This is a genomic window from Phenylobacterium sp. (genome assembly GCF_965284355.1).
GTDB lineage: Bacteria > Pseudomonadota > Alphaproteobacteria > Caulobacterales > Caulobacteraceae > Phenylobacterium.
The window spans coordinates 1365923-1383584 of the sequence record NZ_OZ260078.1; the positions used below are offsets into that span (position 1 = coordinate 1365923).

At 68.7% G+C, this 17662-nt stretch carries 19 protein-coding genes; 10 read left to right on the forward strand and 9 right to left on the reverse strand.

Features of this window, described 5'->3' with window-relative positions; all coding sequences use genetic code 11:
- Positions 1-22 precede the first annotated feature (22 nt).
- Positions 23-895, reverse strand: a complete 873-nt coding sequence (locus ACQ66R_RS06635; RefSeq protein WP_430420342.1) for an RcnB family protein — start codon at positions 893-895, stop codon at positions 23-25.
- Between the two features lie 176 nt (positions 896-1071).
- Here ACQ66R_RS06635 and ACQ66R_RS06640 point away from each other — a divergent pair, with 176 nt between their 5' ends.
- The gene (locus ACQ66R_RS06640) at positions 1072-1614 is read left to right on the forward strand and encodes a DUF924 family protein (protein ID WP_430420344.1); all 543 of its coding nucleotides are present in this window, start codon (positions 1072-1074) and stop codon (positions 1612-1614) included.
- An 11-nt stretch (positions 1615-1625) separates the two neighbouring features.
- On the opposite strand, the gene ACQ66R_RS06645 is transcribed toward ACQ66R_RS06640, so the two are convergent.
- Complete coding sequence (locus ACQ66R_RS06645) at positions 1626-1859, reverse strand: hypothetical protein (protein ID WP_430420346.1); 234 nt, start codon at positions 1857-1859, stop codon at positions 1626-1628.
- A 176-nt stretch (positions 1860-2035) separates the two neighbouring features.
- Between ACQ66R_RS06645 and ACQ66R_RS06650 the strand changes: the two genes are divergently transcribed.
- The 3 genes from ACQ66R_RS06650 to ACQ66R_RS06660 all read left to right on the forward strand — a co-directional run bounded on the left by ACQ66R_RS06650 (position 2036) and on the right by ACQ66R_RS06660 (position 3874).
- Positions 2036-2881 (forward strand): thymidylate synthase, encoded by an 846-nt coding sequence (locus ACQ66R_RS06650; RefSeq protein WP_430420348.1) that lies wholly within the window; start codon positions 2036-2038, stop codon positions 2879-2881.
- A complete protein-coding gene (locus ACQ66R_RS06655) occupies positions 2882-3196 on the forward strand; it encodes a phosphoribosyl-ATP pyrophosphohydrolase (RefSeq protein WP_430420349.1) in 315 nt (104 codons plus the stop codon). It abuts the gene before it with no gap.
- Between the two features lie 159 nt (positions 3197-3355).
- A complete protein-coding gene (locus tag ACQ66R_RS06660) occupies positions 3356-3874 on the forward strand; it encodes a dihydrofolate reductase (protein ID WP_430420351.1) in 519 nt (172 codons plus the stop codon).
- A gap of 65 nt (positions 3875-3939) precedes the next feature.
- Here ACQ66R_RS06660 and ACQ66R_RS06665 read toward each other — a convergent pair whose 3' ends face one another.
- Positions 3940-6384: a TonB-dependent receptor gene (locus ACQ66R_RS06665; protein ID WP_430420353.1), complete on the reverse strand. Its 2445-nt coding sequence runs from the start codon at positions 6382-6384 to the stop codon at positions 3940-3942.
- Between the two features lie 347 nt (positions 6385-6731).
- On the opposite strand from ACQ66R_RS06665, the gene ACQ66R_RS06670 reads away from it, so the two are divergent.
- From ACQ66R_RS06670 to ACQ66R_RS06680, 3 genes are all read left to right on the forward strand, one after another.
- Positions 6732-7643 (forward strand): SMP-30/gluconolactonase/LRE family protein, encoded by a 912-nt coding sequence (locus ACQ66R_RS06670; protein ID WP_430420355.1) that lies wholly within the window; start codon positions 6732-6734, stop codon positions 7641-7643.
- Between the two features lie 61 nt (positions 7644-7704).
- Positions 7705-7914, forward strand: coding sequence for a hypothetical protein (locus ACQ66R_RS06675; protein WP_430420357.1), 210 nt, complete (start codon positions 7705-7707; stop codon positions 7912-7914).
- 3 nt (positions 7915-7917) lie between these two features.
- Positions 7918-8052 (forward strand): hypothetical protein, encoded by a 135-nt coding sequence (locus tag ACQ66R_RS06680; RefSeq protein WP_430420359.1) that lies wholly within the window; start codon positions 7918-7920, stop codon positions 8050-8052.
- A 27-nt stretch (positions 8053-8079) separates the two neighbouring features.
- Here the strand turns inward: ACQ66R_RS06680 and ACQ66R_RS06685 are convergent, their stop codons facing one another.
- Together ACQ66R_RS06685 and ACQ66R_RS06690 are read right to left on the reverse strand one after the other, a co-directional pair.
- A complete protein-coding gene (locus tag ACQ66R_RS06685) occupies positions 8080-9180 on the reverse strand; it encodes an NADH:flavin oxidoreductase (protein WP_430420361.1) in 1101 nt (366 codons plus the stop codon).
- A 93-nt stretch (positions 9181-9273) separates the two neighbouring features.
- The gene (locus ACQ66R_RS06690; protein WP_430420362.1) at positions 9274-9747 is read right to left on the reverse strand and encodes a GFA family protein; all 474 of its coding nucleotides are present in this window, start codon (positions 9745-9747) and stop codon (positions 9274-9276) included.
- 144 nt (positions 9748-9891) lie between these two features.
- Here ACQ66R_RS06690 and ACQ66R_RS06695 point away from each other — a divergent pair, with 144 nt between their 5' ends.
- Positions 9892-11175, forward strand: coding sequence for a cytochrome P450 (locus ACQ66R_RS06695; protein WP_430420364.1), 1284 nt, complete (start codon positions 9892-9894; stop codon positions 11173-11175).
- Positions 11176-11367: 192 nt separating this feature from the next.
- Positions 11368-11784, forward strand: a complete 417-nt coding sequence (locus tag ACQ66R_RS06700) for a CHRD domain-containing protein (protein ID WP_430420365.1) — start codon at positions 11368-11370, stop codon at positions 11782-11784.
- Positions 11785-11790: 6 nt separating this feature from the next.
- Here the strand turns inward: ACQ66R_RS06700 and ACQ66R_RS06705 are convergent, their stop codons facing one another.
- The 3 genes from ACQ66R_RS06705 to ald form a co-directional block, all read right to left on the reverse strand.
- Positions 11791-12462, reverse strand: a complete 672-nt coding sequence (locus tag ACQ66R_RS06705; protein WP_430420366.1) for a surface-adhesin E family protein — start codon at positions 12460-12462, stop codon at positions 11791-11793.
- Positions 12463-12541: 79 nt separating this feature from the next.
- Complete coding sequence (kynU, locus tag ACQ66R_RS06710) at positions 12542-13777, reverse strand: kynureninase (protein ID WP_430420368.1); 1236 nt, start codon at positions 13775-13777, stop codon at positions 12542-12544.
- Positions 13778-13945: 168 nt separating this feature from the next.
- Positions 13946-15046, reverse strand: coding sequence for an alanine dehydrogenase (ald, locus tag ACQ66R_RS06715; protein ID WP_430420370.1), 1101 nt, complete (start codon positions 15044-15046; stop codon positions 13946-13948).
- Between the two features lie 132 nt (positions 15047-15178).
- Here ald and ACQ66R_RS06720 point away from each other — a divergent pair, with 132 nt between their 5' ends.
- Positions 15179-15640, forward strand: a complete 462-nt coding sequence (locus tag ACQ66R_RS06720) for an Lrp/AsnC family transcriptional regulator (RefSeq protein ID WP_421937775.1) — start codon at positions 15179-15181, stop codon at positions 15638-15640.
- A 23-nt stretch (positions 15641-15663) separates the two neighbouring features.
- On the opposite strand, the gene ACQ66R_RS06725 is transcribed toward ACQ66R_RS06720, so the two are convergent.
- Entirely contained in the window at positions 15664-17601 is a 1938-nt protein-coding gene (locus tag ACQ66R_RS06725) for a CocE/NonD family hydrolase (RefSeq protein WP_430420372.1), read from the reverse strand.
- Between the last annotated feature and the right edge of the window lie 61 nt (positions 17602-17662).

The following is a 17662-nucleotide window of genomic DNA, read 5'->3' on the forward strand; positions in this document are numbered from 1 at the left end:
CCCGCCAAGGGCGGGAAGGCGCTCAGTACCAGAAGATATTGCGGACCACCTGGACGATGCGGCCGGTGTACTGGTCGATCAGCAGGGCGTCGGGGCCCGAGCGCACCCAGTCGAACCCCGGCGGCGGCAACGGCAGGTCGTATTGCCAGGGATCGAGGAGCCAGTAGCTGGGGCCGAACCAGCTGCGCGGATAGAACTCCCCATAGCCCCAGCTGCGGACATAGAAGCCCGACGGCGGCCGCCACGCATGGCGATAGCGGTAACTGCTGAAATAGACCGAAGGATAGCGGCCGCGTTCCCACCGGCGATAATCGCGCCGATCGTCATGGCGGTCCCAGTCGCGCCCGCCGGACCAGCGGCGATCCCCATCCCGGCGCCCCCCATCCCAGCGGTCATGATCGCGGCGACCGTCCCCGCGTCGATCGCGGTCGCGCCAGCCGTCATCGCGCCGGCCGTCCACGCGGTGGTCCTGATCGCCACGGCGCCAGTCGCCGCCGTCGCCGCGTCGGCCGTCTACGAGGCCATCGCCCCGCCCGCCGTCGCCGCGACGCCCCGCACCGCGTTGGTCATCGCCGCGTTGTCCATCGTCTCGCGGGCGGTCGCCGCCGCCGTCCCAGCGCCGGTCGCCACGGCCCTGCCCGCCGTCACCTCGGTAGCGCGGCTGAGACGCCTCGGGGGCCCGGGGCGCCTGCGGGGCTTCGCGGGCGCGGGGCGGTTCACCCCCGTCGCGCCGGCCGCCGGTCTCGCTGACCTCGCGCTGGGCGCGCACGCCGCCGCCCTCGGGACGGCTCCGGCCTTCCCCACGCCCTTCGCTGCGCTCGGCCCGATCGCGGCCGCCCGGTTGCGCCAGCGCCGCGGGCGCCTGGGCCGCCAGCACGAGGGCCAGCGCCGTCATCACCACTCTCTTCATCGCATCCGTCCGAATTGGGCCACGGAGGCGGCCCTGCAGTCCCATCTGCAAGTAGGGTGCGCACCGACTGGGTGAACCGGGCTTGAACAGACCCGCTTGAACAGACCGGCTTGATTGGGGGGGCGGTTCAGGCGAGGTCAGGCGATCCAAGGAACGAGACCGTGCCCGCGACCCCGAACGATATCCTGACCTTCTGGACCAACGCCGGACCCCAGAAGTGGTATGCGGCGAAGCCCGCCTTCGACGAGATCATCCGGCTGAAATTCGAGCCGACCCACCACGTCGCCGCGCGCGGGGGATACGACGACTGGGCGGTGACGCCGCAGGGCGCGCTGGCGCTGCTCATCGTCCTCGACCAGTTTCCGCGCAACCTCTACCGCAACTCAGGCCACGCCTTCGCCACCGATCCCAAAGCGCGCGCCTTTGCCCGCATGGCCGCCGACAAGGGCTGGCATGCAGAAGTCGAGCCGCCGATGCGACAGTTCATGCTGTTGCCGTTCGAGCACTCTGAGGACCTGGCCGACCAGGACTATGGCCTGGCGCTGGCCGAAGCGCTGGGCGACGCCGAAATGATCAAGTGGCACCGCGTCCACCGCGACGTCATCGTCCGTTTCGGCCGCTTTCCGCACCGCAATCCGGCGCTGGGGCGCACGACCACGGCCGAGGAGCAGGCGTTCCTCGACGAAGGCGGTTTCGCAGGCTAGCGGGGTTCGGCCTACTCGGCCTTGGGCGACTTGTCGGAAACCTTGTCGCTTCCGCCCGACTGGGTGACGCAGACCTTGCGCGGCATGCGCGAGCCGCTGGGCGTGGCCGTGTAGCACATCTTCTTCGGGGCCGACTTGGCCTCGGTCGACTTGGCTTCGAGCGCCGGCGCCGGCGCGGGAACGGCCGCCTGGGTGGTCTCGGGCGCAGCGAGCAGAGCCATCGCCGCGAACGCGGAAACAAACATGGGAACCCCACCTTACATAAAAACTGTAGGCGGCCCTTAGCGACCCGTTCACCCCGCGCCAACCCGGGATTCGACGAACGGTCATGTGGACCAAGTACGACGCCTGTGGACGAGGCGGCCCTGCGACCGAATCAGCGGTTCCCGAATCACCCTGCCCGCGCGACGCTCGCCATCGAATGAACGCCCATGTCGCCATCGCCACGCCGTACGCGGCCGACCCGGACCATCCGGAGCGCCAGTATCTCGACCTGCTCGCCGACATCCTGGCGAACGGGGCGCGGCGCGGCGACCGGACGGGCACGGGCACCCTGGGCGTGTTCGGCCGGCAGATGCGGTTCGACCTCTCCAAGGGCTTCCCGCTGCTGACCACCAAGAAGCTGCACCGGAAGTCGATCATCCTGGAGCTGCTGTGGTTCCTGCGCGGCGACACCAATGTGCGCTGGCTGCAGGAACGCGGCGTCAGCATCTGGAACGAGTGGGCCGACGCCGACGGCGAGCTGGGCCCCGTCTACGGCAAGCAGTGGCGCTCGTGGGCCGCGCCCGACGGCCGGGTGATCGACCAGATCGCCGCCGTCGTGAACAGCCTGAAGACCAACCCGGACAGCCGCCGCCACATCGTCTCGGCCTGGAACCCGGCCGAGGTGGAGGACATGGCGCTGCCGCCCTGCCACTGCCTGTTCCAGTTCTTCGTCGCGGACGGAAAGCTGAGCTGCCAGCTCTACCAGCGCTCGGCCGACGTGTTCCTGGGCGTGCCGTTCAACATCGCCAGCTATGCGCTGCTGACCCTGATGATGGCCAAGGTCTGCGGCCTGCAGCCGGGCGAGTTCGTGCACACCCTGGGCGACGCCCACCTCTACATGAACCACCTGGACCAGGCCCGCGAGCAGCTCAGCCGCGATCCCCTGCCCCTGCCCGTGATGCACGTGGCCGACCGCGACGATCTGTTCGCCTTCGAGTTCGAGGACTTCAAGCTGACGGGCTACCAGGCCCATCCCTCGATCTCCGCGCCGATCGCCGTCTAGATGCCCAAGCCGCCGCTGACCCTCCGGGAAGTCACCGAGTCCGCGGCGCAGATCTCCGACATTTACGCCGGCAAGTTCGGGATCGCCCGCGACGACGACTGGTACCTGCTGAAGCTGCAGGAGGAGCTGGGCGAACTGGCCCAGGCGCACCTGCGGCTATCCAGCCGGGGCCGGGGCGAGGCCTGCGAGCACGACCGCGCCGACGAGGCGGCGGACCTGCTGTGCCAGTTGCTGCTGTACTGCCGGCGCTTCGGTATCGACCCGGACCAGGCGGTGCGCCGGAAATGGCTCCAGTGGCTGGAGCCGGCGGAGTGATCTCCCTCCCTTAATGGGGAGGGACAGATCGCGAAGCGATCAGGGTGGGGGAGTGTCGATCCTCCTCGACCTCTCAGCTCTGGCCCCAACTTCCCCACCCTGCTCGCCTCTGGCGAGCTGTCCCTCCCCATTAAGGGAGGGAGGACGTAGAAGGCTTCCATGTCGAACGTGATCCTCGCCGCCGGCCCCATCGCGCGCGCCCGAAACGGCGTCATCGGCCGGGACGGGACCCTGCCCTGGCGGCTGAAGACCGATCTGGCGATCTTCCGCGCCATCACCATGGGCAAGCCGGTGATTATGGGACGCAAGACCTGGGAGAGCCTGCCCAAGAAGCCGCTGGTGGGGCGGACCAACATCGTGCTCAGCCGCGACGGCTCGTTCGAGCCGAAGGGCGCCGTGGTGTGCGAGGACTTCTCCGAGGCGCTCTCGATCGCCCGCGAGCAGGCCGAGGAGGATGGCGCGAGCGAGGTCTGCGTGATCGGCGGCGCATCGCTGTTCGAGCTCGCCCTGCCCAAGGCCCGGCGGCTGTACCTGACCGACGTCGACGCCGAGGTGGATGGCGACGTCACCCTTTCGCCCCTCGACGAGAGCCGCTGGAAAGAAGTCCGAGCCGAACGGCACGAGGCGTCGGACGTGGACCAGTACGCCTTCACGATGCGCGTGCTGGACCGCCGCTGATACCCTGCAAAAGAAAGGCCCGGGGCGCCTACGCCCTGGGCCAGTGTCAGCCGCCCCTCGCCAAATCAGAAAGCGAAGGTCAGGGAAGCGCCGAAGGTGCGGGGCTGGCCAGGGAAGCGAACGACGACGTTCGCGTTCGAGCTGACCGCGGTCCAGTAGTAGGTGTTGGTGAGGTTGCGAACCCAAAGCTGGGCGCGCCACTTGTCGTCCAGGCTGTGGACGCCCAGGCTGGCGTTGACCAGACCGTAGTCCTTAATCGTGAACTTCGGATCGCCCTCCAGGTCGGCGTGGCTGTCGTCCTGCCAACGGGCGTTCAGCGCCGCCTGCAGGCCCAGGTCTTCGGTCAGCTCACGCCCGTAGAGCAGGGTCAGCGCGCCTGAGCGCTTGGGGCTGTACAGGAACGGCTTGCCGTCGAAGTCCTGCGGGCGGCCGGCCGAGTTGATGCCGACATAACCCTGCACCTCCGTGTGCAGCAGTGTGCCCGACGCCACAGCGGTCAGCTGGGGCGTGATCCGCCACGTGATCTCGCCATCTACGCCATAGGCCTCGCTGTCCGGCACGTTCTGCAGGCGGCTGAGCGCCGTGTAGATTGGATCGGCGAAGTACACCGAAAGCTGCTTGTCCTTGTAGTCGTAGTAGAAGGCGCTGATGTTGGCCTGCAGTCGCCGCTCCAGCAGGCCGGCCTTGACTCCCAGTTCGTAGGCCGTCAGCAGCTCCTGCCTGGCCGGCGCGTTCTGGGTCGAGATGTTGGCGGCGTTGATCGGCGTGGCGCCCGCCTTGGCGCCCCTCGAGATCGAGCCGAACACCAGGACGTCCTGAGCCGGCTTCCAGTCCAGCGCCAGACGCCAGGCCACGTTGTTCTCGTCGAGACGCGAGCTGACAAGGCCGAACGAGCGGGTGGCCGGATTGAACGTCACGCAGCCGCCCCGCTGGATCGGCGAGACGAGGCCGTAGGCGGCGAAGAAGAGCGTCCGGTTCACGGTGTTGACGTTGGGCAGCATGCTGCCCTCATGGTCGTTCGAGCAGCCGGCGTAGGTTTGACGGTCCTCGGTGTAGCGGATGCCGGCAGTGACCTTCAGGGCCTCGGTGATCCGGTAGTCGGCGTTGGCGAACACGCTCCAGATGCGGGTGTCGATGTCGCCGAAGTCCTCGTAGGTGCGGAAGGCCTGGGCCATCTGCGCCGCCGTGAAGCCGCCGGTGTTGAAGGGCGAAGCCAGCAGCGTGGAGCCGACGAAGCGGATCAGGCCCACATTGGCGTTCTGGCCCAGCAGCGTGCGGTTCGCGTCGTAGATCTCGTCGCGAGCCATATAGGCGCCGATCAGCCAATTGGACTTCTCGGTCTCGCCCTCAATGCGCAGCTCCTCGGCGGCCGACTCGATGTCGCCCCGCGCGCGCTGCAGCAGGATCTCGTTGGGCGCGCCGCTCCAGTCGAACAGGGCGCGCCGCTTCAGATCGTTGAAGCTGGTGAGCGAGACGATCCGCATGTCGTCGGTGAGCTCGTAGGTCACCCGCAGCTTCACGGCGCGGAAGTCGTTATCCTCGCGCAGCGGGCCATCGAGGCCCTGGCCGATGCCTACGTCGGCGCTGCGGCCGGCCCGCGGCGCCCAGTCGGCCTGGCTGGCCTTGGTGGGCTGGTTGTTGGCGATGTAGGTCACCAGGCCGGGGGCGTTGAAGTTGCCGGTGTTCGTACCGGGCGACGTCGCCGGCGTGAAGCCGATGCCCTGCGCGGCCACGGTGTCGGACTGGTTGTTCCAGGCGCTCAGCGAGAGATCGACGGCGAGCTTGTCGGTCGGCTCCAGCTTCAGCGACCCGCGTACGCCCCAGCGATCCACCTGGCCCTGCCGCTCGCCGCGGGTGTTCGAGATCTGCCAGCCCTTGTCGGAGTTCTCCATCTTGAACGCCAGGCGACCCGAGACGCCCTCGGCGAGCTTGCCGTTGATGAAGCCGTCGAGGTTCACGGTCTTGTAGTTGCCGACCTCGGCGGTGACCTGGGCGGCAAACTCGTCAGTGGGCTTGTTGGTGACGAAATCGATCAGGCCGGCGGTGGTGTTGCGGCCGTAGAGCGTGCCCTGCGGCCCCTTCAGCACCTCGACCCGCTCAAGGTCGAAGATCGGGCCGGTGTTCATGAACGGATAAGCGTAAGCGACTTCGTCGGTGTAGGTGCCAACGGTCGACGTAGCCGACAGGTTGATCGTGTTGAAGCCGATGCCCCGCAGCGTGTAGGTCGGCACGCCCTGGTAGCTTTGCGAGACGGTGAAGCTGGGCGCGAAGGCCGACAGGTCCTTGGCGTCGGTGACGTGCAGGCGCTCCAGCGTTTCGCCGCGCACGGCCTGGATGCCCATGGCGACGGTGTTGGCGCTCTCCTCGCGCCGCTGGGCGGTGACGATCAGGACGTCGACGGTGTTGTCTTCGGCGCCGGCCGCTGTCTGGGCGAAGGCTGGTGTCGCCGACAGGACTACCGCGGAGGCGCCGGCGATAAGGCACGCGCGCCGGCTCAGGACTTGGAACATCGAACCCTCCCTGGGCCGGCGCCATCATTGGCGTACGACCTCGCGCCCGCAGGAGAGATCCCCCACGAGCTGTTGTATGCTGGACGCGAAGCTGCGCCGCGGCTGAGGCGCGATAACTGAGGCGGTCGCTCAGTCGCCGCAAGCTATCGGAACTGATAGGGCCAGTATCCGGAAGGGCGGCTTGTCACGGAAATCACACGAAATCTTACGCAACGTCACGCAGACAGCCCTGAGACCATGGCCGGCTCTCCGGCCATTTGACGTAGCGGAAGCAGCGCGTTTTGGCGCTTCACGCCGGCGCCCGACGCGGGAATAGTCGCCCCCAACCACAGAGGGAGGACGGCGCCATGGAATTCGAACTGGTCTGCGAGGGGCTGGAGTTCCCCGAGGGCCCCATCGCCATGGCGGACGGCTCGGTGATCCTGACCGAGATCAAGGCCCAGCGGCTGTCGCGGATCACCCCGGACGGCAGGCGCGAGACCCTGGTCGACACCGGGGGCGGCCCGAACGGGGCGGCCATCGGCCCCGACGGGGCGATCTGGATTACCAACAACGGCGGCTCGTTCGTCTGGCTGGACAACGGCGGCCTGACCATCCCGGGCCCCACGCCGCCCACCCACACCGGCGGGATGATCCAGCGCTACGACCTCAAGTCGGGCAAGCTGGAGACCGTCTACGACAGCTGCGACGGCAAGCGGCTGGTGGGACCGAACGACCTGGTCTTCGACAAGTCGGGCGGCTTCTGGTTCACCGACCATGGCTGCTCGACGCCGGACGGGCGCAAGAACGGCGCGGTCCACTATGCGAAGACCGACGGCAGCCACATCAGCCAGCAGCGCGGCCACCTGATCTCGCCGAACGGCATCGGTCTGTCGCCGGACGAGAAGACCGTCTATGTGGCCGATACCCAGCTGGGCCGCCTCTGGGGCTTCGACGTGGCCGAGACGGGGGTACTGGCGCCGAACGCCGGGTTCGCGCCGGGCCGGGTGATCTGCAACCTGCCGGGCTACCAGTTGCTCGACAGCCTGGCGGTGGAGGCGTCGGGCAAGGTCTGCGTGGCCACGATCATCAACGGCGGCATCACGGCGTTCGACCCCAACGGGACCACCGAGCACTACGCCTTCCCCGACCTGATCTGCACCAACATCTGCTTCGGCGGCGACGACATGCAGACCGCATGGATCACGGCCTCGTCCACCGGCAAGCTGTTCAAGGCCCGGTGGTCGCGCCCGGGGCTGAAGCTCAACTTCAACGCCTGAGCGACGTCATCGATCTGTCGTGAAACTGTGATGACGTGAGATCCCAGAGAGGAGCTCGTCCATGGACAGCCCTGGCTACGGACTGGCGATCGGCGTCATCGCCCTTTTGGTCCTCGCGGTCGTCATCATACCCATCGCCTGGCGCCACGATCGCCGCCGCGCGCGCCGTCGTGGCGGCAACTGCGACGGCGCGGGCGTCGCCTCAAGCGCCGTGTTCTTCGGCGGTGTCGACGGCGGTGGATGCAGCGACGGCGGCGGCGGGAGCTGCTGAGCCTTGGATAGCTTCGAACTGATCGCCCTCGCCGTGGGCGCGGCAGTCATCCTCGTCGTGATCGTGATCGTTCTGGTGTTCCCCGCGCTTGGCGGGGATCCTGGGAAGTCGACCAATATCACCGGCTCAGGCGACTAACTCTCCCCCTGTTGATCGGAGGGAAGGCTAGTACAGCGTCGCGAGCGCGCCGCGATCGTAGGCTTGCAGCTCGTCCTGGCGGCCTTCGCGGACCTTCACCACCCACTCGGGGTCCTGCAGCAGGGCGCGGCCGACGGCGACGAGGTCGAAGTCGCCGCGGTCCAGCATCTGCTCCAGGCGCTCCAGCGACGCGGGTTGCGAGACCTCGCCGCCCCAGCTGGTCACGAACTCGCCGGTCAGGCCGACCGAGCCCACGGTGATCGTGGGCACGCCGGTGATCTTTTTGGCCCAGCCCGCGAAGTTGAGGTCGCTGCCTTCGAACTCGGGCTCCCAGAAGCGGCGCTGCGAGCAGTGCAGCACGTCAGCGCCGGCTTCCACCAGGGCGCCCAGCCAGCTTTCCAGCGCCTGCGGCGTCTCGGCCAGACGGGCGGCGAAGTCCTGCTGCTTCCACTGGCTGATGCGGATGATGATGGGATAGTCGGGACCGACGGCCTTGCGGACCGCGCGGATGATGTCGGCGGCGAAACGGGCGCGGCCGGCGATGTCCTTGCCGCCGTAGGCGTCCTCGCGGACGTTGACGCCGTCCCAGAAGAACTGGTCGATCAGGTAGCCGTGGGCGCCGTGCAGTTCGACGCAGTCGAAGCCCAGATCCTTGGCCGCCTTGGCCGCGTCGGCGAAGGCGCGGATGGCGTCGGCGACCTCGGCGTCGGTCATCGCCTCACCGAACTTCTTGCCGGGGCTGGAGAGGCCCGAGGGGCTGTCGTAGGGGCCCGGCGGCTGCCAGGTCTCGCTGCGGGTGCGCACCGCGCCGACGTGCCAGAGCTGGGGCGCGATCAGGCCGCCGGCCTTGTGGACCTCGGACGCGACGTTGCCCCACGCGGCGAGTTCCTTCTCGCCGTGGAAGCGCGGAATGTTGGGATCGTTCAACGACGCCGGGCGGTCGACGCCGGTGCCCTCGGTGACGATCAGGCCCACCTGGTTCTCGGCGCGGCGACGGTAGTAGGCCGCCACCTCCTCGGTCGCCACGCCACCCGGCGAGAACGAGCGCGTCATGGGCGCCATGACGATGCGGTTCGGGAGCTTCAGCCCCTTGAACTCGAAGGGCGTGAAGAGGACGTCGGAAGCCATGCTGTTCCCCATGACGAAGAGACCGGGCGGAAGTTCAAACGCCTGTTTAGCGCACGATCGGTCGCTTGCCAGACAGAAAAGCTGAAGCTTCCTTCAGCGCCCGGGCCCCAGCAGCGCCTCGCGACGGGCCAGGCTCTCGGGCGGCCATTCGGCCTGCATGTCGTAGTAGATGTCGAACACCCGCGCGCCTTCGGGAAAACGCACCCAGGGCAGCTTGGACCGGGTAAAGATGTGCACGTCCGGCGGCAGGGCCGCGCGGTCGTCGAGGGTGGTGGCGCGCAGGAACATCAGCACCTCGCGCCGTCCATAGTCGGACCAGATCGTCGTCCCGCAGGCGGCGCAGCGGTGGGTGTCGTGCGGCCGGCCGCTGTCGGTGGGCATCGTAATGCGGACGGTCTGGCCCTGCAGGATCTCGACCCGGTCCGTCTCGATCAGGGCGTTGACCACGAACGCCGAGCCCACTTGCCGCTGGCAGTCCGAGCAGTGGCAGCAGTGGACGAACATCGGCCGCGACTTGAGGCGATATCGCACAGCCCCGCAGGCACAGCCGCCCTCAAGCCCGGTCATGGCATCCCCTCGTGAATCGCCGGCATTTTTTCAGGACGGAAAAGTTGACGCCACCGTCATCTTTCGTTGACTAGGCGCCGCTACAAGATCATCGTTCAGTAGACGGACTGCGGGCGCGCAACGACCCGCTATCGGAGGACCCCCATGGCTGACGACGCTTCGATCGACCTGCAACGCGCCGCCCGCGACGCCGCCTATTCGATGCCGCTCGAAGAGATCAATCCGGCCAACCCGGAACTCTTCCGCACCGATACGATGTGGCCCTACTTCGAGCGCCTGCGGAAGGAAGACCCGGTCCACTACACAGCGGACTCGGGCTTCGACGACGTCGGGGGCTACTGGTCGATCACCAAGTACAACGACATCATGGCCGTGGACACGAACCACGAGGTGTTCTCGTCCGAGCCCACGATCGTGCTGCCCGATCCGGCGGAAGACTTCACGCTGCCGATGTTCATCGCCATGGACCAGCCGAAGCACGACGTGCAGCGCAAGACGGTCCAGCCGATCGTGGCGCCGCACCACCTGGCCTACCTCGAGCCGATCATCCGCGAGCGCGCGGGCAAGATCCTGGACGACCTGCCGATCGGCGAGGAGATCAACTGGGTCGACAAGGTGTCGATCGAGCTGACCACCATGACTCTGGCGACGCTGTTCGACTTCCCCTGGGAAGACCGCCGCAAGCTGACCCGCTGGTCTGACGTGGCCACCGCGGCGCCGGACTCGGGGCTGTTCAATTCCACCGATCCGGAACTGGCCGAGCAGCAGCGCCGCCAGGAACTGTTCGAGTGCGTCGACTACTTCATGAACCTGTGGAACGAGCGCGTGAACGCGCCGCCGCAGCCCGACCTGATCTCGATGCTGGCCCACGGCGAGTCCACGCGGAACATGGACCGCATGGAATACCTGGGGAACCTGATCCTGCTGATCGTGGGCGGCAACGACACGACGCGGAACTCGATCACGGGCTCGGTGCTGGCGCTTCACCAGAACCCTGACCAGAACAAGCTGCTGCGCGAGAACCACGCGCTGATCCCCAACATGGTCTCCGAGACCATCCGCTGGCAGACCCCGCTGGCCTACATGCGCCGGACCGCGCTGCAGGACGTCGAACTGGGCGGCAAGACCATCAAGAAGGGCGACAAGGTCGCCATGTGGTACGTCTCGGGCAACCGCGACGAGACGGTCATCGACCGCCCGAACGACTACTGGATCGAGCGGCCGCGGGTGCGCCAGCACCTGTCGTTCGGCTTCGGCATCCACCGCTGCGTGGGCAACCGCCTGGCCGAGCTGCAGCTGAAGATCATCTGGGAAGAGATCCTGGCGCGCTTCCCGCGCCTCGAGGTGACGGGCCCGCCGCGCCGCGTCTACTCGTCCTTCGTGAAGGGCTACGAACACCTGCCGGTGGTGATCCCCACCCGCAACTGATCCCGACCTGCGAGCATCGGGTCGCTTTCCCTGAGCCTCCGCCCATGGCGGAGGCTCTTTTGTTTTCCGGGGTGGGCCTCCGCCCATGGCGGAGGCTCCTTTGTTTGCATCGCCGCGTTTGATTGACGGGCCCGCACGCGTGGGGTTCCATCCGCCCGCTCAAGCGGGGGCTGGGCCCAAGGGAGACCATTCATGATCAAGGCTGCCGCCTGTCTCGTCGCACTCGCCATCGGGGGGCTCGCCGCGCCCGCTTCGGCGGCTGAAGTCAAGCTCTCGGCCCACCTGGGCGGCGCCGGCTCGGCCGACACGGACGGCGCGGGCCACGCGAACTTCCGCATCGACGCGGCGACCAACCAGGTCTGCTACGACCTGATGGTCGAGAAGATCGCCGACGCCACCATGGCCCACATCCACAAGGCCCCGGCCGGGGCGAACGGCCCAGTCGCGGCGCCGCTCAACAAGCCCGGCGCCGACGGCAAGGCCTCGGGCTGCGCGACGGTGGGCGCGCCGGTGGTGGCCGACATCCTGGCCAATCCCGGCGGCTACTACGTCAATGTGCACAACGGCGAGCACCCGGGCGGCGCGATCCGCGGGCAGCTCTCGAAGTAGCGACCGTCAGGTCCGGGGCGTCGCCTTTGCCGGCGGCGCCTTGGCGGCGGGAACCTTCACGGCCGAAGGCTTCGTCGGCGCGGCCTTTGCCGCCGGGGCCTTCGTCGCTGAGGCCTTCGCGGGAGGGGTCTTGGCCGCCGGGGTCTTGGCCGGCGGCTGGGCGCTGGGCGGCGCGTAGGGCGTGGGCGGCGGATCCCACGAACCCATCAGGCTGATCACCACCTTGGCCACGGATTCGGCCGACACCACAGAACCGCCGCCGCCGCCTTCGCAGATCACCCGGTGGGCGGCGTAGGTGTCGGAAGCCTCGTCCGCCGGGCCCCATTCGGGGTTCGGGTTGACCTTGCTGACCAGCAGCGCGCCCGACCGGGAGAAGGCCGAGAACTCGCGCCAGCGGGTGCGGTTGGCCTCGCAGTCATACTCGGTCAGCGTGCGCACATAACCCGGCGTGGGCGGGTTTCCGGTCAGGATGTTACGCTGGACGCGGACCACCCAGGCGCGGCGCTGGGCGCCGGTCCCGATCCGCTCGATGCCTTCCGGATCCATCACCGTCCAGGCGTCGGCGCCGGACTGGATGATGTAGAAGCTGCGCGCCTGCGCGGCGCCGGCGGCCAGGGCGAGGGCCAGGCCGGCGGCGAGGGTCGAGGCAAGGGTGCGATAGGCTGTCACGACCGCCACCTTAGACTGCGGTCCTTAACGGCGCCTACCATCGTCTGGTCACATGCGGTTCAGGGTCGTCCGCACACGCGGAGCGGCCTCACGTCACCGCCTCGCGCACCTGGTATTCGGGCCGCCGCCACGTCGCAGAGGTCATGATGTCGGCCAGCGCGGCCACGGCGTCCCAGACGTCGATGTAGCGCACGTAGAGCGGCGCGAAGCCGAAGCGGATGATGTCAGGGGCGCGGAAGTCGCCGATGACGCCGCGGGCGATCAAGGCCCGCATGATGGCGTAGCCCTCCGGGTGGGTCAGCGAGACCTGGCTGCCGCGCTCGGCCCCGTCGCGGGGGCTGGCCACCCCGAAGGCGCCCGGGCAGCGCTGCTCCACCAGCCGAATGAAGAGGTCGGTGAGCGCCATCGATTTCTTTCGCACCTCGTCGATGTCGGCGGCGCGGGCGATGTCGAGGCCCAGTTCGGCCAGCGACAGGCTGACGATCGGCTGGGTGCCCGTGAGGAACTGGCGAATGTCGCCGGCCGGCGCGTAGGTGGGCTGGAAGGCGAAGGGCTCAGCGTGGCCCCACCAGCCGGTCAGCGGCTGGATCGCCTGGCCATGGTGGCGGCGGGCGGCGAACAGAAAGGCCGGCGAGCCCGGGCCGCCGTTCAGGTACTTGTAGGTGCAGCCCACGGCGAAGTCGGCGCCCGCGCCGTTCAGGTCCACCGGCATGGCGCCGGCGCTGTGGCACAGGTCCCAGATCGCCAGCGCGCCGGCCTCGTGGGCGCGGGCGGTCAGCCCCGGCATGTCGTGGATATGGCCGGTTTTGTAGTGGACGTGCGTGACGGCGATCACGGCGGTGCGCGCATCGATGGCGCCAGCGATCTCGTCCTTCTCCAGCAGCTTCACCTGCAGCCGGCCGCCGTTCAGCGCCGCCAGGCCCTGAGCCATGTAGTTGTTGGTGGGAAAGTTGCTGCCTTCCAGGATGATCGTGTCGCGGTCGGGGCGCATGGCCACCGCCGCGGCCATCGCCTTGAAGAGATTGATGCCGGTGGAGTCGGTCACCACCACCTCGCCCGCGCCCGCTCCGATCAGCGGCGCCAGTTTGTCGCCCAGGCGCGTCGGCAGCTCGAACCAGCCGGCGGTGTTCCAGCTCTTGATCAGGTCCTCGCCCCACTCGACGCCCACGACCTGGGCTGCGCGATCCAGGGCCGCTGCCGGACGCGGGCCCAGCGAGTTGCCGTCCAGGTAGATGCAGCCCTGCGGGATCGCGAACCGGTCGCGAAAGCCGGCCAGGGGATCTGCGGCGTCCATCGCGAGTGCGTCGGCGCGGTCGAGTGTCATCGGGGCGTCCTGCGGATGTGCCGACGGTAGAACGACACGGCGGCGCGACCCGCAAGGGCTGTCGCACGACGGAGGCCGCGAAAGAGGAAAGTCCGCCCGAGCCCCTCGGAGGCGCTCGGGCGGCAAGGCACGGCGGGGAGGATGGCGCGCGCCGGAATCTCGGTCCGCTCAGGCCGTCGCCAGCGGGAGGTTCAGCGCCGCCGCCACGGCCGGATGCACGACCTTGCCGCCCACCACGTTCAGGCCCGCCTTGAAGCCGGGATCGTCGGCGAACGCCCGCTCGACGCCCTTGTCGGCCAGCGCCAGGACGTAAGGCGTGGTCGCCGCGCCCAGGGCGTAGGTCGAGGTGAGCGGCGCGGCGCCCGGCATGTTGGCGACGCAATAGTGGACCACGCCGTCGACCTCATAGGTCGGCTCGGCGTGCGTGGTCGGCTTGGACGTCTCGAAGCAGCCGCCCTGGTCGATGGAGACGTCCACCAGCACCGAGCCCTTGCGCATGATCTTCAGGTCTTCGCGGCGGATCAGCTTGGGCGCCGCGGCGCCGGTGACCAGCACGCAGCCGATCACGAGGTCGACGGTCGGCAGCATCTCCAGCAGCGCGCCGCGCGACGACAGCATGGTGCGAGCGCGGCCTTCGAAGTGGGCGTCCAGCTGGGCCAGGCGGCTGGGCGAGATGTCCATTATGGTGACGTCGGCGCGCATGCCGACAGCGATCTCGGCCGCGTTGAAGCCCGAGACGCCGCCGCCCAGCACCAGCACCTTGGCCGGCGCGACGCCGGGCACGCCGCCCATCAGGAGGCCACGACCGCCAGCCGGCGCCAGCAGGTAGGCCGCGCCGACCTGGGCGGCCATGCGGCCTGCGACCTGGCTCATCGGCGTCAGCAACGGCAGCCCGCCCTTGCCGTCCAGGATGGTCTCGTAGGCGATGCAGGTGGCGCCCGACGCCATCAGGCCCTGGGTCTGCGCCAGGTCGGGGGCGAGGTGGAGGTAGGTGAACAGCACATGGTGCGGCTTCAGGAGCGCGATCTCGGAGGCCTGCGGCTCCTTCACCTTCACGATCATCTCGGCGGCGGCGAACACCGCCGTCGCGTCGGGGAGGATGGTCGCGCCCGCCGTGGCGTAGTCCGCGTCCGACAGACCGACGCCGGCCCCGGCGCCCGACTGGACGAACAGGTCATGGCCGTGGGCGACGAGGGTGGCGACGACGGGCGGCGTCAGCCCGACCCGGCGCTCGAGCTTCTTGATCTCGGTGACCGTTCCGATCCGCATAGGACGTCTCCACTGGTGGCGCGCGCGGAGTGTAGTCGCAACGGCGGGAACGATCCTTGATTTGTCAGGGCGTCGACCGCATGCGAATGCAAGATTTCTCCGACTGAAGCACCCGAACTGGAGAAATCTTCAGTGATCATCGATAACCAAGACAAGGTCCTGTTGCGCCACCTTCAGGAGCATGGCCGGGCCACGAACGCCGAGCTGGCCCAGGCGGCGAACCTCTCGGAGAGCGCCTGCTTCCGCCGTGTGCGCGCCCTGGAAGCCGGCGGCGTGATCACCGGCTATGCCGCCACGGTGGACCCCGCGGCCGTCGGCCTGGGCCTTACGGTCTATGTCTCGATCACCCTGGCCAGCCAGGCGCAGGACGTGCTGAGCGCCTTCGAGGCGGCGGTGAACGAGGCGCCCGAGATCATGGAATGCCACCTGATGACCGGACAGGCGGACTACATCGTCCGCGTGGTAGCCTCGGACGTCGCCGACCTCGAGCGAGTGCACGCCCACGTGCTCACCCGCCTGCCCGGCGTGGCCCGGCTGAACTCCTCGATCGCGCTGCGCAGCATCGTGCGCCGCGGCGCGCTGCCCATCCGATAGCGTTGGCCAAGTAAAGGCCTGACCTAGGCTCTGCGGACCACCGGCAGGACCACATGGCTGGGATGGGCCGCATCCAGATGCACGACGTTGCGAGCGGGCCGCATCCTGCGCCAGCGTCCCTCGGGCTCGCCGGTGTTCGGATTGAGGTCGAAGTGCGGAAAGTTGGCCGAGGCGATGTCCAGCCGGATGCGATGCCCGGCCTTGAACAGGTTCGAGGTCGGGAAGGCGTCGACGCGGATCCTGTAGATGCGTCCCGGCGTCATCAGGGACGGCGTCTCCCAGGAGTCGCGGTAACGACAGCGCAGGATGCCGTCGGTCAGGTTCATCGCAAACCCCTGCGGGTAGTCCGGGTTGGGCGGGTAGACGTCGATCAGCTTGATCGTGAAGTCGGTGTCGGGCGCGTCGGATGAAATCCAGAGCTCGGCCGTGATCGGGCCGGTCACTTCGGTGTCCTCGGCGAGCGGCGGCGTCTGGAAGACCAGCACGTCGGGCCGATCGGCGAGCGCGCGACCGGGCGTTTCCGAGGCGAAGAACCGCTCGTCCTCTCGCTGATCGAAGGCGCCGCCGACCATGATCGGCTGGCCCGAGGTGATGGTTCCGCCAATGGACGGCGTCGGACGGGCGGGGTCGTAGGTGTAGCGGCGGTCGGCCTTTGCGACCCGGGGCGGCTCGGGGCGCAGGCCGCCGTCGGCGTGGAGGTAGTACGCCGTCTCGCGGGCGCCCGGCGGCGGCCAGTCGGGCTCGGCCCGCCAGCGGCCGCCGTGATCCAGCCGTCCCTCGGCGTTGCGCCGGCCGGAGCCTCCGCCCATCACGAAGATCCGCACCCGCGGCTCGTCGTCGACCCCGTTCGCCTCGCCTTTCAGATGGCGGTCGAACCAGCGCTTGCGCAGCGTGGTGAGGTCAGGCGCCAGGTTGCCGGCCAGGACCGCCTGCGGGCCGAAATCGACGTCGCCGGAAAAGCTCTGGTGGTTATTGCCATGGGTCCATGGCCCGAGGATCAGCCGCACCGGAGCCGTCGTTCGGCGGCTCAGCGCCATGTAGTTCTGCGTCGCCGTCCGCGGATAGGGGTCGTACCACGACGACATCCACGTCATCGGCGCCTTCGGAAACGCGTCGTAGTAGCCCTCGGCATAGATGCCGAGCTGCTTCCAGAAGCCGTCGAAGTCGCCAGCCTCCCACTGGTCGAAGACATAGTCCTCGTACTCGGGGACGAGGCTCAGCGGCGAGTTCCCGCGGGTCCAGGGCCAGCGCTTGAACCAGGCCTTGATGTCCACCGCCTGCAGCTCAGCGGTCTTCGCCGGATCGTCGCGGACTTCGGGCGACTCGAATGCGGCTCGGTAGGCCCAGGTCACCTGCTTCAGTTCGAAGGCCCCGCCCTGGCGGATGCCGCCCTGGTAGGCGTTGGCGAAGCCGCCACTGTCGAGGAAGAGCGCCGACAGAGGCGCGCCGGCGCCGGCCATCGCGCCCACCGTATGCGCGCCATACGACAGGCCCTGGGCGCCGATGCGCCCGTTGCACCACGGCTGCGCCAGGATCCAGGCGCAGCAGTCGGACCCGTCCTGACCGTCGCTCAGATATTTGACGTAGTCGCCCTGCGACCCGCCGCGGCCCCGGCAGTCCTGGAACACCACGACGTAGCCGTGGCTGGCCAGCATGCGGGCGATCGCAGCGCTGGCGTGGCGGGTGGTGTCCTGCGATTTGCCATAGGGCGTCCGCTCCAGGATCACGGGAAACGGACCGGGCAAGGGCGTGTCGCCGTCAGCCGGGCGGTAGATGTCGGTGGCCAGCTTCACGCCGTCGCGCATGGCGACCATGACGTCGCGCTGCACAGTCACCCGGTTTGGGCCATGTGCCGGGAACGCCAGCGCCGGCGCCGGCACGGCCAGCGCCGCCGCCAGCCGCAGGAACTGGACGCCCAGCTCACGCCGGTCGATCGGGCGCGCCAGGCTGCGCGGCGTCATGCGAGGGCTCCTGTCTGATCGCCAGCCGAACGTAGCCGTAACGGCGGTGGACATCGTAGGG

Bases quoted from the DNA above. Each gene is read 5' to 3' on its own strand.
- ACQ66R_RS06670 (WP_430420355.1), top strand. From the start codon at position 6,732: ATGGAATTCGAACTGGTCTGCGAGGGGCTGGAGTTCCCCGAGGGCCCC.
- ACQ66R_RS06695 (WP_430420364.1), top strand. From the start codon at position 9,892: ATGGCTGACGACGCTTCGATCGACCTGCAACGCGCCGCCCGCGACGCC.
- ACQ66R_RS06725 (WP_430420372.1), bottom strand. From the start codon at position 17,601: ATGACGCCGCGCAGCCTGGCGCGCCCGATCGACCGGCGTGAGCTGGGC.
- ACQ66R_RS06655 (WP_430420349.1), top strand. From the start codon at position 2,882: ATGCCCAAGCCGCCGCTGACCCTCCGGGAAGTCACCGAGTCCGCGGCG.
- ACQ66R_RS06675 (WP_430420357.1), top strand. From the start codon at position 7,705: ATGGACAGCCCTGGCTACGGACTGGCGATCGGCGTCATCGCCCTTTTG.
- ACQ66R_RS06690 (WP_430420362.1), bottom strand. From the start codon at position 9,747: ATGACCGGGCTTGAGGGCGGCTGTGCCTGCGGGGCTGTGCGATATCGC.
- ACQ66R_RS06685 (WP_430420361.1), bottom strand. From the start codon at position 9,180: ATGGCTTCCGACGTCCTCTTCACGCCCTTCGAGTTCAAGGGGCTGAAG.
- ald (WP_430420370.1), bottom strand. From the start codon at position 15,046: ATGCGGATCGGAACGGTCACCGAGATCAAGAAGCTCGAGCGCCGGGTC.
- kynU (WP_430420368.1), bottom strand. From the start codon at position 13,777: ATGACACTCGACCGCGCCGACGCACTCGCGATGGACGCCGCAGATCCC.
- ACQ66R_RS06645 (WP_430420346.1), bottom strand. From the start codon at position 1,859: ATGTTTGTTTCCGCGTTCGCGGCGATGGCTCTGCTCGCTGCGCCCGAG.
- ACQ66R_RS06650 (WP_430420348.1), top strand. From the start codon at position 2,036: ATGAACGCCCATGTCGCCATCGCCACGCCGTACGCGGCCGACCCGGAC.
- ACQ66R_RS06700 (WP_430420365.1), top strand. From the start codon at position 11,368: ATGATCAAGGCTGCCGCCTGTCTCGTCGCACTCGCCATCGGGGGGCTC.
- ACQ66R_RS06660 (WP_430420351.1), top strand. From the start codon at position 3,356: ATGTCGAACGTGATCCTCGCCGCCGGCCCCATCGCGCGCGCCCGAAAC.
- ACQ66R_RS06635 (WP_430420342.1), bottom strand. From the start codon at position 895: ATGACGGCGCTGGCCCTCGTGCTGGCGGCCCAGGCGCCCGCGGCGCTG.
- ACQ66R_RS06665 (WP_430420353.1), bottom strand. From the start codon at position 6,384: ATGTTCCAAGTCCTGAGCCGGCGCGCGTGCCTTATCGCCGGCGCCTCC.